Origin of the sequence: Nitrosomonas aestuarii (assembly GCF_003046585.1) — a bacterium.
Lineage (GTDB): Bacteria > Pseudomonadota > Gammaproteobacteria > Burkholderiales > Nitrosomonadaceae > Nitrosomonas > Nitrosomonas aestuarii.
The window spans coordinates 33,777-47,541 of the sequence record NZ_QAAE01000012.1 but is presented as its reverse complement, the minus strand read 5'-3'; the positions used below and the strand labels follow the sequence as shown (position 1 = coordinate 47,541).

General features: G+C 45.6%; 15 protein-coding genes. 2 read left to right on the top strand and 13 right to left on the bottom strand.

What is annotated here, in order from left to right; translation table 11 throughout:
* Positions 1-6: 6 nt before the first annotated feature.
* From C8R11_RS11005 to C8R11_RS10970, 8 genes are all read right to left on the bottom strand, one after another.
* Complete coding sequence (locus tag C8R11_RS11005) at positions 7-210, bottom strand: zinc-finger domain-containing protein (RefSeq protein WP_090698185.1); 204 nt, start codon at positions 208-210, stop codon at positions 7-9.
* 21 nt (positions 211-231) lie between these two features.
* Positions 232-1,155 carry a branched-chain amino acid transaminase gene (locus C8R11_RS11000; protein WP_107795734.1) on the bottom strand — a complete coding sequence of 308 codons (924 nt, stop codon included), beginning with the start codon at positions 1,153-1,155 and terminating at the stop codon, positions 232-234.
* A gap of 295 nt (positions 1,156-1,450) precedes the next feature.
* Positions 1,451-1,957, bottom strand: coding sequence for a hypothetical protein (locus C8R11_RS10995; protein WP_107795733.1), 507 nt, complete (start codon positions 1,955-1,957; stop codon positions 1,451-1,453).
* 84 nt (positions 1,958-2,041) lie between these two features.
* Positions 2,042-2,896: an Hsp33 family molecular chaperone HslO gene (hslO, locus tag C8R11_RS10990; protein ID WP_090698178.1), complete on the bottom strand. Its 855-nt coding sequence runs from the start codon at positions 2,894-2,896 to the stop codon at positions 2,042-2,044.
* Complete coding sequence (locus C8R11_RS10985; protein WP_107795732.1) at positions 2,893-4,035, bottom strand: Kae1-like domain-containing protein; 1,143 nt, start codon at positions 4,033-4,035, stop codon at positions 2,893-2,895. Before C8R11_RS10985 ends, hslO begins: the two co-directional genes overlap by 4 nt.
* On the bottom strand, positions 4,028-4,855 hold the full coding sequence (gene hypB / locus C8R11_RS10980; protein WP_107795731.1) for a hydrogenase nickel incorporation protein HypB: 828 nt from the start codon (positions 4,853-4,855) through the stop codon (positions 4,028-4,030). Before hypB ends, C8R11_RS10985 begins: the two co-directional genes overlap by 8 nt.
* A 12-nt stretch (positions 4,856-4,867) precedes the next feature.
* The gene (hypA, locus tag C8R11_RS10975; protein WP_107795730.1) at positions 4,868-5,209 is read right to left on the bottom strand and encodes a hydrogenase maturation nickel metallochaperone HypA; all 342 of its coding nucleotides are present in this window, start codon (positions 5,207-5,209) and stop codon (positions 4,868-4,870) included.
* Between the two features lie 130 nt (positions 5,210-5,339).
* On the bottom strand, positions 5,340-5,807 hold the full coding sequence (locus C8R11_RS10970; protein WP_244531810.1) for a hydrogenase maturation protease: 468 nt from the start codon (positions 5,805-5,807) through the stop codon (positions 5,340-5,342).
* A gap of 60 nt (positions 5,808-5,867) precedes the next feature.
* Here C8R11_RS10970 and C8R11_RS10965 point away from each other — a divergent pair, with 60 nt between their 5' ends.
* Positions 5,868-6,071: a DUF2905 domain-containing protein gene (locus C8R11_RS10965; protein WP_107795729.1), complete on the top strand. Its 204-nt coding sequence runs from the start codon at positions 5,868-5,870 to the stop codon at positions 6,069-6,071.
* A gap of 83 nt (positions 6,072-6,154) precedes the next feature.
* Here C8R11_RS10965 and C8R11_RS10960 read toward each other — a convergent pair whose 3' ends face one another.
* The 3 genes from C8R11_RS10960 to C8R11_RS10950 all read right to left on the bottom strand — a co-directional run bounded on the left by C8R11_RS10960 (position 6,155) and on the right by C8R11_RS10950 (position 10,302).
* A complete protein-coding gene (locus C8R11_RS10960) occupies positions 6,155-7,465 on the bottom strand; it encodes an amidohydrolase family protein (RefSeq protein WP_244907640.1) in 1,311 nt (436 codons plus the stop codon).
* A gap of 118 nt (positions 7,466-7,583) precedes the next feature.
* Positions 7,584-8,777: a glucuronyl hydrolase gene (locus C8R11_RS10955; protein ID WP_244907639.1), complete on the bottom strand. Its 1,194-nt coding sequence runs from the start codon at positions 8,775-8,777 to the stop codon at positions 7,584-7,586.
* A complete protein-coding gene (locus C8R11_RS10950) occupies positions 8,737-10,302 on the bottom strand; it encodes an alginate export family protein (protein ID WP_244907638.1) in 1,566 nt (521 codons plus the stop codon). The genes C8R11_RS10955 and C8R11_RS10950 overlap by 41 nt, the downstream gene beginning before the upstream one ends.
* A 109-nt stretch (positions 10,303-10,411) precedes the next feature.
* Between C8R11_RS10950 and C8R11_RS10945 the strand changes: the two genes are divergently transcribed.
* Positions 10,412-11,191: an alpha/beta fold hydrolase gene (locus tag C8R11_RS10945; RefSeq protein ID WP_107795728.1), complete on the top strand. Its 780-nt coding sequence runs from the start codon at positions 10,412-10,414 to the stop codon at positions 11,189-11,191.
* Positions 11,192-11,218: 27 nt separating this feature from the next.
* On the opposite strand, the gene C8R11_RS10940 is transcribed toward C8R11_RS10945, so the two are convergent.
* Positions 11,219-12,439, bottom strand: coding sequence for an MFS transporter (locus C8R11_RS10940; RefSeq protein WP_107795727.1), 1,221 nt, complete (start codon positions 12,437-12,439; stop codon positions 11,219-11,221).
* Between the two features lie 117 nt (positions 12,440-12,556).
* Positions 12,557-13,759: an acyl-CoA dehydrogenase family protein gene (locus C8R11_RS10935; RefSeq protein ID WP_107795726.1), complete on the bottom strand. Its 1,203-nt coding sequence runs from the start codon at positions 13,757-13,759 to the stop codon at positions 12,557-12,559.
* Positions 13,760-13,765 lie beyond the last annotated feature (6 nt).

Genomic DNA, 13,765 nt, shown 5'->3' with positions numbered 1-13,765 from the left:
GTTGAACTAGTGATGCCCGGCAAGCGCACCGCCCTTGAGGGTATAATGTGTGCCACAATAAGGACACAAGGCCTCACCTGTTTTTTCTATTGGCAGATAAACCCGCGGATGCGTATTCCAGAGTTTCATTGCAGGTGTTGGACAATGCAGTGGCAAATCGTCAGTTGTAATTTCAATTTCTCTTTCTTTACTATCAGTTTGTTGATTCATAACAGTACGCTCCAATACGGCTTATTTTACATAAGTAAGCCAATCACTATGGTTATTATTCTTGCCCTTTACGCAATCGAAGAACAACATTTGCAGCTGGGTGGTAATCGGCCCGCGTTTACCGCTGCCGATCAATCGGTTATCAAGTTCCCGAACGGGTGTGACTTCAGCTGCAGTGCCGGTAAAAAATGCTTCATCCGCACAATAAACTTCATCTCGCGTAATACGCTTTTCAATTACAGGAATACCTAATTCCGTTGCCAGTTCAATGACCGAGGCACGGGTAATGCCTTCCAGGCAGGAGGTCAGGTCTGGCGTAAAAATTTTTCCATTTTTAACAATAAATATATTTTCCCCGGGTCCCTCTGCGACATAGCCCTCCACATCCAGCAGCAGTGCTTCGTTATAGCCATTCTGTGCCACTTCCTGATGGGCGAGTATTGAATTGGCATAGGTGGCTACCGATTTCGCACGGCACATATTAATGTTGACATGATGTCGCGTAAATGAAGATGTTTTGACACGAATACCGTTTTCCAGACTATCAGCGCCCAGATAAGTACCCCATGACCACGCAGCCACTGCGACATGTACAGACAGCGTCGTCGCCGAAAGCCCCATGGCTTCAGAACCAAAAAAAACAATCGGACGAATATAACCGGAAGCCAGATTGTTCTGCTTGACGACTTCACATTGCGCCTGCAATAAAGTTGCTTTGTCGTACGGCATCTTCATCATAAAGACATGCGCCGAATTGAAAAGCCGGTCTGTATGTTCTTGTAGCCGAAAGATCGCCGGTCCTTGCGCAGTCTCGTAGGCACGCACCCCTTCAAATACCCCCATTCCATAATGAAGCGTATGGGTCAGCACATGCGTATTGGCATCCCGCCAGGGAACCATTTCGCCGTCATACCAAATAACGCCATCACGATCAGCCATTGACATCCAGAGACTCCCGAAAAAAAATCAATAAAAAATCGTATTCTAACTGATTTTTTTATTAAACGTTGAACTCCCGATGCTCACAATAACGTATACAGGTCGCCGTAAATTTCATTTACGTAGGAAATTATAAAATCAAAAAAGCACGTTATCACTAACAGAACGTTGAAAAATATTTTCGAGACAGACGATGAGAGACAAAAACAAGTGAGAAAGTGGAGCTTATGCATAATACATGAGCACTTTGAGCCTGTTTTTAACGCCAGAGCGGCCACGCAGATAGTTTTTCAATAACCTGCTAAATATTCCTGCTGTCATAGGCCCAGTTAAGTAAAGCCTGTCTTTGCCTTGAGCGACAATTCAGGTCACCCTTCAGGCAATGCTTCCTGATCTGAGCGGCGTGCCGCTTCATCGCCTTCCACCTCTTAATTTGACGCATATCATCGGAACACCTTCTACCCATGAAGTATCTACAATACCACTGAAACCAGCCCCTTGGATCTTCCGCGAAAATCCAGCCTTTTTCCCGCCAGATTGCTAAAGATTGCGAAGCGTTAACACCAAAAAAATTAAATTCGGGATTATGATATTGATGACAAAGCCGGACATCCGCAAACCAATCCTCTGGGTACTCCCGCTTACAGTCTGTCATATATTTCCCACCGAAAACGCCCATTTTCAGCATTTGTTTGGGAGTTAGCTCGGGCAGGAATTCCGCGCGAAAGTTTTTCCCTATCGGTTCGGTCAGATAATAAACATAATTCTTCTGCATCAAATCATTGACGATTATTTTATTTTTTTTCATGGCATTATACAGGCACAAGCTGACCGATATCCGCCGTCCAGGGAGACAGGTATTACAAGACCAGACTGCATCGCTCTCAATGCGTCAATGAATCGTTGGTCCGGCCTCACGAAAAATGGCATCAATAGCGAAAGCATCAAAACGATACTCCCGATTACAGATATCATCATGCACAACCACTTCGCCACATTCACGCAAAATGGCATTGACTTCTTCACGACCCAGTGATTGCAACATGTCATAGATTTTCGTCGGATCTTCATGACATCCATAACTAACTGACTGCGCATCAAAAATTCGAATAGTTTCTTCAACAAACAAGCGGGTGAGAATTTCTTCAGCAGTCAGCTCAAACATGGCACGACTCTGAGCAGTTGCAGTCAGCGCTTCCACGCGCGTCCAGCCATCGGGGTCCAGTTGGTCGGCATCAGGTAGCTTTTGCAACAAGATTCCAAAAATAGCGTGATCTGAAGTTGTCAGAAAAAGCCGTGAGGGCAACTGCTCGGATTGTTTGAAGTAATGTTCAAAGATTTCGGCAATTGTATCGCCATTGAGCGGTACAATACTCTGATAGGCCTCGCGCATGGACAGCATATCCAAAGTCAATACCAACTGACCATGTCCCAATAAATCAGGTACAGGTTGCGCTGTCACGTCTGCTGCATATTTCGCCATACCGCGCAAATGCAGGCTGTCATCGCAATCGATAACCAGCATGGAAATCGGTCCATCACCTTTCAACTGCACAGTCAATCGGCCTGTTTGTTTGAGTTGATCGCCCAACAGCAATGTTGTGGCACTCATCTCACCGAGTAATTGCATAACCGGATCAGGATATCTTCGGTCTTTCAGCATTTTCTGCCAAACACTGTCCAGATGCACCACCGCACCCCGGATATCCAGATTTTCAAGTAAAAAGCGTTGTACGTAGTTATTCATTGATTCCTATTATTCCTTAATCGTTGTATTGCGACCCACGCCTGCCCCAAGGCAATAGCACCATCATCCGGTGGCAATTTTTGCGCGGCAAAAAGCGTTACGGAGCTGCCGTCGAATTTATCCATGAGCCCTTGCAACAAAACTGTATTATGAAAGCAACCACCTCCCAGGGCAAGCCGGGTAATATCATTTCGCCGTGCGGCCAGTTTCACCCATTCAGACAATCCAGCGCTCAGTGTCGCATGAAACACTGCCGCAGCCCCGGTCACATCGTGTTCCAAATTTCCATAGTCCGCCAATACCGTTAGCAATGGCGAAAAATCCAGTAAATTCTCTTCGGTTATCCAATAACCATTCGCAAGCGCCTTTACCGGGCCATTTTGCTCAGCCAATTGCTGCAGACAAGTAGCGGCCTGCGCTTCATAGGATTGAATCAGATTCACACCGAACAAACCAGCCGCCGCATCAAATAGTCGCCCCATACTGGAGGTTTGCGGACAGTTCATATTCTTTTGCAGCATAGTGGCAACAGCCGCCGCTGCAGGCTGTCCGGAAAAACGTTGTGTGATTTCATGGCCGCGGCCCAGCTTTGCTAGCACAGCCGCTGCGACACGCCAGGGTTCTTGCGCCGCACGGTCGCCACCCGGCAGCGCAATTGGCGCCAGATGGCCAATGCGGTAAAAATGGGCGCCGTCGACCAATAATAATTCTCCACCCCAGGATGTATGATCGGTTCCAAGTCCGAAACCATCCAGCGCCAATCCCAGCACCGGATCAGTGATTTGATGTTCAGCGCAGATCGCTGCGATATGCGCGTGATGATGTTGCACGGCAAGCGCTGGAATCTGGTACCGTTCAGCAAATGTACAAGCAAATTCGGTACTGTAAAAGTCAGGATGCAGATCATGCACAGTCATTTCAGGTGCGACTCCCAGCATGCAGCACATTTTCCCGGCAATTTCATTTAGCTTGTGCCGGGCTTGCGCGCTGCTCAGATCGCCAATGACAGGCGAAAGATACGCCTCATTGCCGCGGGTAAGACACAGCCGGTTTTTCAACCATGCACCACAAGCCAGAACAGGTGGCGCGCTTATTGGCAGTTGAATAACAGTGGTGAACAATGGCGCTACATCAGTCACTGGAATGCAGTGGCAGTGCTGCCACTCTTTCCGTCTTATCGGTTCTAACGGAAAGCTGACCGGCTTTAATCCACTCTATCCATCCATGCATACCGGTTCCCTGGGCAGCGGATATTTGAATGATTTGTAGTGCTGGGTTGATGCGGCGTGCATATTCGATTACCCGTTCGACGTCAAATGACAGATATGGCAGCAAATCGCATTTGTTCAGCAACATGAGATCGGCCGCATGAAATATGTCAGGATACTTGAGCGGTTTATCTTCGCCTTCGGTGACTGACAGGATAACAACTTTATGCGCCTCACCGAGGTCAAAACCGGCAGGACAAACCAGATTGCCTACATTTTCAACAAACAGCAGGCTGTTGTTCTGTAAATTCAGTTGCTGCATGGCATGTCTCACCATATGTGCATCGAGGTGACAACCCTTACCGGTATTGATCTGCAGCGCAGGCACACCTGTAGCACGGATGCGTGCCGCATCCTGGTCCGTCTGCTGGTCGCCTTCAATCACCGCGATTGACAAGCTGTGTTGCAATGCCTTAATGGTTTCAATCAGTAATGTGGTTTTTCCCGAGCCCGGACTCGACACCAGATTCAGCATAAAAATCGCGTTCTTAGCCAAATACTCGCGATTATCATTCGCATACCGGTTATTCTTAGACAGAATATCGCGTTCAATTCGGACCATACGCGATGTACTCGCACCGGGTCCATGCGCATGATAATGATGCTCACCGGTATTATCGCGTTCATGGCAATGCAGGTTTTCTCCATTCAACTGCACCTGATCCGTACCACAGCCACACGTTGTGCACATCTTATGTCCTCCTCATTCCACTTCCAACTCCTTGATCCGTATTTCTTCACCGCGAATTACTTTAGTTGTATAAGCGCCGCACTCAGGACATGTATCATAACGTGCGCTTATTGCCACCTCACAATGACAATGTTCGCACCAGGCGCTTCCGGCAACGTCGATGATTTCAAGCTTTGCATGTTGCACTATTGTGCCGTCAACAACCACGGAAAAACAAAAACGTAGTGCATTCTTCTCCACACAAGACAATTGCCCAACCTCCATCCATATCGTTTTTACCTGGGCAAACCCCTGTTCGGCAGCCGCATCCTCGATAATCTGCAGCATATTTTCCACAAGCGACAATTCATGCATGCATCAAAGCTCGTTAATCTATTGCAATCTCAACCATTATGCAAAACATTACCAATAAACATTTGCGCAGTCGAAATGAACAACAGCACATGTATATTGAGAAAATACCTTGCAAAGTCTCATAAATTTTTCATGGACGTAACATATGCCGCTGACAAAAAAATTGAATAGCAACGTTCAAATTATCCGCTGCTTTATTACTGAGCTTGTTTCCCAAGGCAAAACGATAACCGCGAATTCGCAACAGGAAAGCCTCAGGTGCACCACGCCTATAAACCTGTTGATAAGCGTATAGCAGTGCCTCGGGCGTCAGCGCATGGCTGGTGTAACTCGCATCTTTTTGCGCTTTGATTGTAGAAAACTCAAATGGCTCTTTGCAAATCATGTCCGCATCGACAAATAATATCTGATCATGTTCATCCAGATCTGTTACATGCTCAACCAATAATTGCATATCATGCTGACAGCTCATGCCCGTTAACTTTAATTGAGAAACTTTTTCCACAAAAATCGGACCCAAAACGTCATCGCCCCGGCCCGGGTTGCCATAGCCAAACAACAACAGCCTCGCTATCGGTTTGGAAATCGACTTTGCCATCAGTTGAGTATACAAGAACCGTTTGATAGTATGAGCATCTGTTTATATCATAACAACACTATGCAACGACTGTTCATTACACTGGGAATTATTTTACTCATTGTGGGCATAGCATGGCCATTGCTGTCCAAGCTGCCGTTCGGCCGTCTGCCGGGTGATATCTACATTGAAAAGGAAAATTTTACATTTTATTTTCCATTGACGACAGGCATATTAATTTCAATTGTGTTGTCTTTAATAGTATGGCTCTGGATGCGAAAATGAACCGGCCTGCGCATTATTTCTGCTCTACACGCAATTAAGGCGCAACCAGTCTTACTTGTCAATTTAAAGGACAGTCAGCTGACTTAATTTAAAAATTTGTTGACGATAATTTGACCACCTGAAATGACAAGATCAGGGTATTCCAGTTTTTTTATGTCAAGCGCAAGATCGCCTTTCACTGCAACAATATCTGCCGGCGCACCCAGTTGAATAGTACCTAACTTTGGGAACAGGCCTATATGTTCACCAGCCAGAGATGTCGCAGTTCGCAAGGTATCGACAAGTTGCATGCCTGTGAATTGCATCATATACATAAGCTCCTGTGTGTTAATGCCCCATGGAATTTCAGGATGAGCAATTTCCGCTCCGTACAATATTTCTCCGCCCAATGCTGACCATGTTCTTGTATTACGCTCAATTCCGGTACATTTGGATAACGTATCGATTGTGGTCACGATTTTCACATTTTGTGACACCGCCTGTTTAAGTAATGCTTCAGGAATTACGTCACAAGGCATGTGAGCCCATTCATCCACGCCAGCATTTAATGCAATTCGTGCCCCCTTTTCTTCCGCAATATGCGCGCTTACCCTGCGATTATTATGGTGCGCCTCACTGACGATCGCTGTTACAATTTTTTCCGACAGTAATGGCCATGCCTGTCTTGATTTGGGAGAATGATGGATATCACTAGAATGTTGGTGATGTTTTACTTGCTTGCCAGGTGCATGGGCATGCTGTTCATCATCATGAGCATGTTTTCCATGACCATGATGCACAGACCACGGCGCACCCACTTCTCCTCCAGGCTCAAGTGCAACCTTAATGACGACGGCACCAGCGCTGACAAGATCACGGACAGTTTTCCGCGCTTCTTCTTCAGAGGAAACAGCCCGAGCAATATTGGTAGCACCAAGATTCGAAATAGGATAACCATCGGGCGCTGTAATAATAGGCCCGGATGTCAAAACGCGCAAACTGCCATTGCCGCCATAAGGTGCATGCACGGGCCCACCCAGATCCCGTATTGTTGTAATTCCATGTTCCAGAACAATCTCAGGCGGAACCTTCCGATAGGCCAAATGCGCGTGCAGTTCAATCAAGCCAGGAAGTATGGTTGCGTCACCCAGTTCGATAATTTTCACGTCCTCGTCAACTAACAGCAGCTCGCGTCTCTCGATTTGTGAAACTTGTCCGTTTTTGATAAGTATAGATAGATTGGTTCTGATCTGATTACCATCAAAAACACGTGATGCATGCAGCAACAAAGGTTTCTGATGCATATCAGCCGCAGTTACGAGAGACGGCGCAATGCCTGAAACCAAGAGAACCAAGCCCAGCTGAATCTGCCCGATTAACAATAATAAATTACCTACCATATTATTTTTCACCATTTGATTTTCCATACGTTATAAAAAAGATAAAAAAATGTAAATTTTCAGTTCTTATGTCGGGTTTAAAGATAGAAAATACTCCAGCTTACAGGATCAAACTTTGTCAAGACCAGGATGCTTAAACATCCTCCGGTTTAATAATCCGAGCAAGTGCGCAGAGCGCAGCCATCAGAAAAAAACTACCCCAAGGTGTTTCTACCAGTTCTTCTTTACCTGGACTCGTTCTGTAACAGCATCCCTGGAATATTCCAGAATCCGTATTCTGTTTTTCTCCTTGAACTTCATTACCCTGAAAGCCGGTAAAATATTGACTATAAATAACATCAGTGATTAATTTATGAGCATTCATAAACCACTGATCACCTTCCTGTATCTGATCGGCAAGTGAAATCATTGCCAACGAGGCAATCACAGCTGATGAGGGGTCCAAAAGTTTATCTGAACCGTTCAGATAATTTGACGGTAACGAATCGGTCCGTGAATTTTTCCAGTATTCACAAGCAGTCTGAGCATACGTTACATAAGGCTCTCCCCACCTAGCTGCTGCCCGGCTTAGACCCAGCATGGCCCATGCCTGGCCACGTGACCACACACCTGCATTATCCAATGGTGTAAATTTTCTTCGGCTGTAAGAAGCCAAAGCGTGAAATGCACCTTGATTTTGTGTATCGCAACAGTATCCCAGAATGGTATCTACGTGACGGCGTAACATAGTCTGAATTTCATGCTGTTCATCTGCACCGCTGCCAAGCAGTTGAATAAGCGCCGCCAGACTATCTATTGAAATAGATCGCTCACCCTTTTCCCCTCCCCCCATCGCCGCCCCCAGCGGAAAACATTCCAGCTCTGGGTTGTAAGTCGCTGCGATGGCAGTAATTGCGCTTTTTACCTGCGTTTGTGCATTCATATCACCAAACCAGTTGCTTCCTAACGCAGATCCATACCAGAAAACAAAGCTTCGATTGATTGAATCAACATCCAACTTGGGTGATAAGCGCCGGCAGATCTCGCCAGCTTTAACAAGATCAGACCTTGATTTTGTGACATGCGCACGCAACCACCACCAACCACTCCAGAATCCGCCAATCCATGAACCTCCTTGGGAGGTCACCCAATGACCGGCCGCGTCAGGCGAGAAGAGTGGAAAATTATTGTCACAAATGGAATCAATGTGGTCCATGCGATTAATCAGCATCTCAATCGCCAGTTCTATTTCCTTTAGACTGAGGAGTGGATGAGTCATGCTGGAATTAACATAAAGCGGACTATTTTCAGAATGAGAGACTGAAATCCGCCCAGAAAGAATTGGCATTATTTTTTCCTTTAAAATTGTTTTTAATCACACTGCCCCCGAAAGCACGCCCGTAATACAATCTCATCGATATTTGTTTATTGAATGTGTATAGAAAACTGATGTCGACCAATTGGCCAACATCGTTACTCCCACCTGACAACTGGCCTGCATAACCAAATGCACCTGATTTTGTCGATGCACCCAATCCACGATATAACAGATCGTTCGCATTGGTCAGTGTCAGATGATGCAAATTGATATTTACCTGGCTTTTTTCAGTCGGCGTGACAATCATTTCTAAAAATGCATCCCTAATATTCATTTGATCAAAAAACGGAAATTTGGCAAATATTCGACCGCTCGGGACCAAGGAAAAAAAGGTTTTATGTTTATTGTCTCCAGCATTGCCGTCACCCGAACTCTGATAGTAGATGGCACGCAACCATGGTTTATAAGGCAAATGAGTCCATTGATAACCCACCTCTGCGGAAATTGCCCAGGCCTGGTGGTCCTGGTTGGTCCAACGACCAAACTGGTAGGCACCCCACAGCAAGCTATCAATACTGCCCGATCCCAGCTGTTGCAGAGAAAGCAAATGCCCACCTACTGTGTGAAGATCAATTTTTTCCTCACTTAACCGGGGCCTGGCATCCAGTGAACGATTATCAACCACCTGCGTATCGCGATCATCATCATAATTAATATAAAACAAGCGCCCCTCAACCCCCGGAATAAAGGTATCTTTTTTTGCCGTAAACGCTGTATATATCAGATTAATATCATCAATTTGCTTTTGTCCTTCAGCCGAAAGTGCGCCTTGTGTTGGTCTCAAGCCACTTATGGTCCAATTGAATGCGGGTTGATCGTAAACAGCTGAAAAGCCGTCAAAACTGCGTCCCACGTAAATTGCATTAAATCCCCCAATGAGCCGTTGCCCGATTCGCCTGTGTTTTATTGCATCAAATTTGGCAACACCGGATTTGTATTCCAACCCATCGGCAAATGCGAAACGACCTAACTTTATGGACGCCCCATGCAAGCCCGCCGCGTCTAATTTGAAATTAAGAAAGCCTTGTTTCAGAAAAATGTCATGAACATTTGTAGATTGATGATTAGCATGAAAATAACCCGCACCCAGCCCCAAAGGCCCACCCGGCACTGCAACTGAATCATTCGGAAGATCATAAAGACCGATATATTGAGCTTGCGCATACGCATCCACGATGGACGTGGTCAGTAACGCACCCAGTCGGGCTCGCAAAACCCATAAATCATATGAATTATTATTGTTAATTGCCGGCTCGGGTCGGAAAAAATCCCATAGCTCATAACTACCCATAAGCTCACCATCTATTCGAAGGTGTTTGTTAACCTGACCCATGGCTCTTGTATCAGCAGTTGCCAGCACGTTACTCACAAACAAGAAAATGCCAGTTGCACAGATCAGGACCTGAAATTTTGAATTTCTTAATAAATTTGAAACGGCCTTTTTTTGAATACTTATTGTTAAAAAAATCATGAATTTTGTTTTGCTGTATTTCATTTCAAAAGCTGCTTGGCTGTTTATGTCAATTAGCTATATGATTAAGATTGGTACATCAATTTTTTTCAATTGCTGAATATTTCAGATTCAAAGCTGGTTTTCACATTTTATGAAACGCATAACTTCCAAAGACGGCACATCTATCGCATGCTGGCAACAGGGCAAGGGCGATGCGCTCTTACTCATACATGGCACTACCAGCGACCACCTCGCCTGGTCACCTGTATCAGCACTGGCACGACACTTCAGCGTATGGACCATGGATCGGCGTGGCCGCGGCGACAGCGGTGATTCCGGGCATTATGCCTTTGAACGGGAATGCGAAGATGTCGCAGCAGTTATTGACGCCATCGGCACCAACGTTCATCTTCTTGGGCACTCCTTCGGAGGACTTTGTGCATTAGAAGCCACACGTTTAACTGAAAACATTCGTAGTCTGATTCTTTATGAACCATCCATCTCGCTAACCGGCAGTGGTTGGTCAGCCACAGTTGAAACAAACCTGAAAATCCTGCATGAATCAGAAAAATGGGAAGAAGTTCTGCTGCTTTTCTACCGTGACATTCTCAAAACACCTCGCTCCGAGCTTATGGCATTGCAGGCAGGACCCAGCTGGAAAGCACGCACAGCGACATCCCGCACGATATTGCGCGAACTAAGAAGTATCAATCATTATGTTTTTAATCCTCAACGATTCAGTTTTCTTCAGATTCCAGTGTTGCTTTTACTTGGCGGCGACAGTCCGGCTCGCCGTTACGATACAGCCAACCTGCTCTCTCAAAGTCTCCCGAACAGTCGGATTGAAATTCTCCAAGGACAGCAACATAGCGCGATGAGAACAGCACCTGATCTGTTTGCTCACGAAATTGTAAGATTTCTTAAAAATTAACCCTGGTTTTCGATTGCACGCTACAGCTCATATCGTTTTCGCCGTCAATCGTTCCGCGCTTTGCCGTCGGGCAGAATTCAATGCCAACGCCAGAACACAAGCGCAAACCAGTACGACAACCAGCATTTTCCAGCCTAGCAGGAAACCGCCTGAATAATCCGCCAATATGGCGTATAGTGGAGGACCCAGCGCAAAACCGCCAAAGAAAGCGACGGAAATAAAACTGGAAGCAGTGGTTACCGTGCCAAAAGCTGAATCTCTGATCACCATGCTCATAGCTATCGCGTTCGTACCTACCGCACTGAGCCCAACACACGCCGCACCCAGCCACAACCATTCGTGTCTATCAATATCAGCATACATAGTAAACACTATGGCACCCGCTGCGATGGCTGCAAGAATGCATAGCAGCCATGATTCATCCTTGAGTTTTGCACCCACCGGGGTCAGCACAATTCGCGACAGCATGCCCATAACACCAAATACAGCGATTAAGCTATCCGCCATAAAAAGTGTCATACCCTGTTGAATTGCGAAGGTCGGCAAAAAAGTTACATAGGCGGAAAGAGATATTCCCATGCAAAACTGAATACACATTAACCACATCAGCAACGAATTTGGAAAGGTATATGTAAAACCCTTTGTTATTCTGACATGTGCTTTTGGTGTAACGAGAAACGTTGAAAAACAAAATAAGATGGCGACTGGCACAATCGCCCAGAAAGCTGCGCGCCAGCCATACAACAGGGCAATACCCGGCAATAACAAGCCTGCAAAAAGGGCCGCCAGTTGAACACCTGATTGCTTGATGCCCACTATTCTTGCTTTTTTATCCTGAGTAACTTGTTGTGCAATAAGCAAATTTGTAACTGGGTTGGCCAGGGCCTGTGCAATACCACAAATAGCTACAGCCATAATCAGTCCAGCAAAAGTTTGCACGCTGGCAATAAGCATAAATGCTATCGCTATCGTAAAAAAGATCACCAAAAGCATCTTGCGTGTGCCAAAAAAATCAACTATAGCCCCGGACCATAGTGACAAAATAGCAGCCAGACCAAATGAACTCATTACTAGATAACCCAACATAGTGCTATCAAAGACCAAATCCTGGCTCAGCAACGGTCCCAGCGTACTGATTGCATACAACACCAGCATAGGTAAAGCCATGGCAAAAACCAGAACAACAATAAATAAATACCCTGTCAGGGTTGATTTTTCTATTCGCAAAGTACTTGTTTTTCTAATCATGATGGTTATAAAACCAGATATATTGATACAAAGCTCGTTATCTCAGAATTTCCCTGACCATCAACAGCCAAGGATGAGTGTTTTGGAAACAGCGTCTGGAAAATAACAGATACGCAGTTAATTGAAATGATATACACCTTGATGTTTATAGAAATCAATTAACTGACGTCCTACCGAACTGATTAACGATTCATCTGTACCGTCAAGAATGCGTGTAGTCCGCGCAATTCGAATAATGTTTGAAAGAGGAGTCAGTTCACTCACGCCCTCAGCACCAAAAATCTGTACGGCGGAATCGGACGCAGCGCACAGGGCCTGAGATGCCGCCATTTTGGCGATGTTAATTTCGATATTACTTGAGCACTGTGTATCAACACCCCGGGCTGCTACTCTGATCATTTCCCGGGCACTTGCAATTGCATGATAAGCCTTGGCAATATGCTGACGAACGAGTTGTTTATCCTGGAGACGCGCGGTCGAACCACGCGGAGAATGAATTCTGGCCCCCATCATATCCAGGCATCGTTGCGCCAAGCCTACCCAATGCATAGAACGCAATAATCTACCAATACCAAGTCGGTGATTCATCATATTAATGCCATCACCACAAACACCCAGTAAATTCGATTCAGGCACCTGCACCTCATTGAACGATATTTCACTTTGCTTCAACGAGCTATCCATTACTGAAATTTGACGTTCTATTTTGAATCCCTGCGATTCGACAGGAACAATGATCATTGAAAGGGTCTTTCTGATATCGACCTCGTCTTCTGTTGTACGCACCAAAACAGTCACAAATGTTGCATTATTCGCGTTGGACACAAACCATTTTCTACCATTGATATGCCAATTGCCATTCGATAAACAGGCTGATGCTCTAATTAATCCGGGCACTGAACCACTGTGCTCAGGTTCGGTCATGGCATAGCAGGGCCGTGCATTTCCAGATGCCATTGGTCTCAGAAATTTTGTATAGATTGTTTCATTACCAAATTTCTGCAGCATTCGCGCGTCTAATGCGGTATGACTGCCAAAAATCTCATGGGAAAATACAGTGCGACCCTCTTGCTCTGCAACTACCAGATAATCCTCCAGTGAGTCGATTTTCCCACCATACTCATAGGGATAAAATAATCCCCACAATCCTGCTGAACGTGCTTGATCCGTAAGCTCGGAGATCATCCTGGATGCGCGACGCCCTTTACGCGACAACTGCTGTTCATTCGGAATAACCAATTCATCAATAAAATTTCTAACTTCATTTGCAAGTAATTTGGCCAATGCAGCAGGTTCTTTCTTTTTTGTTTCACTGAGCACGCTTAA

Excerpts from the sequence above, each read along its gene's own strand:
- C8R11_RS11005 (WP_090698185.1), bottom strand. The coding sequence starts at position 210 with ATGAATCAACAAACTGATAGTAAAGAAAGAGAAATTGAAATTACAACT.
- C8R11_RS11000 (WP_107795734.1), bottom strand. The coding sequence starts at position 1,155 with ATGTCAATGGCTGATCGTGATGGCGTTATTTGGTATGACGGCGAAATG.
- C8R11_RS10995 (WP_107795733.1), bottom strand. The coding sequence starts at position 1,957 with ATGAAAAAAAATAAAATAATCGTCAATGATTTGATGCAGAAGAATTAT.
- hslO (WP_090698178.1), bottom strand. The coding sequence starts at position 2,896 with ATGAATAACTACGTACAACGCTTTTTACTTGAAAATCTGGATATCCGG.
- hypB (WP_107795731.1), bottom strand. The coding sequence starts at position 4,855 with ATGTGCACAACGTGTGGCTGTGGTACGGATCAGGTGCAGTTGAATGGA.
- hypA (WP_107795730.1), bottom strand. The coding sequence starts at position 5,209 with ATGCATGAATTGTCGCTTGTGGAAAATATGCTGCAGATTATCGAGGAT.
- C8R11_RS10970 (WP_244531810.1), bottom strand. The coding sequence starts at position 5,807 with ATGGCAAAGTCGATTTCCAAACCGATAGCGAGGCTGTTGTTGTTTGGC.
- C8R11_RS10965 (WP_107795729.1), top strand. The coding sequence starts at position 5,868 with ATGCAACGACTGTTCATTACACTGGGAATTATTTTACTCATTGTGGGC.
- C8R11_RS10960 (WP_244907640.1), bottom strand. The coding sequence starts at position 7,465 with ATGGTGAAAAATAATATGGTAGGTAATTTATTATTGTTAATCGGGCAG.
- C8R11_RS10955 (WP_244907639.1), bottom strand. The coding sequence starts at position 8,777 with ATGCCAATTCTTTCTGGGCGGATTTCAGTCTCTCATTCTGAAAATAGT.
- C8R11_RS10950 (WP_244907638.1), bottom strand. The coding sequence starts at position 10,302 with ATGAAATACAGCAAAACAAAATTCATGATTTTTTTAACAATAAGTATT.
- C8R11_RS10945 (WP_107795728.1), top strand. The coding sequence starts at position 10,412 with ATGAAACGCATAACTTCCAAAGACGGCACATCTATCGCATGCTGGCAA.
- C8R11_RS10940 (WP_107795727.1), bottom strand. The coding sequence starts at position 12,439 with ATGATTAGAAAAACAAGTACTTTGCGAATAGAAAAATCAACCCTGACA.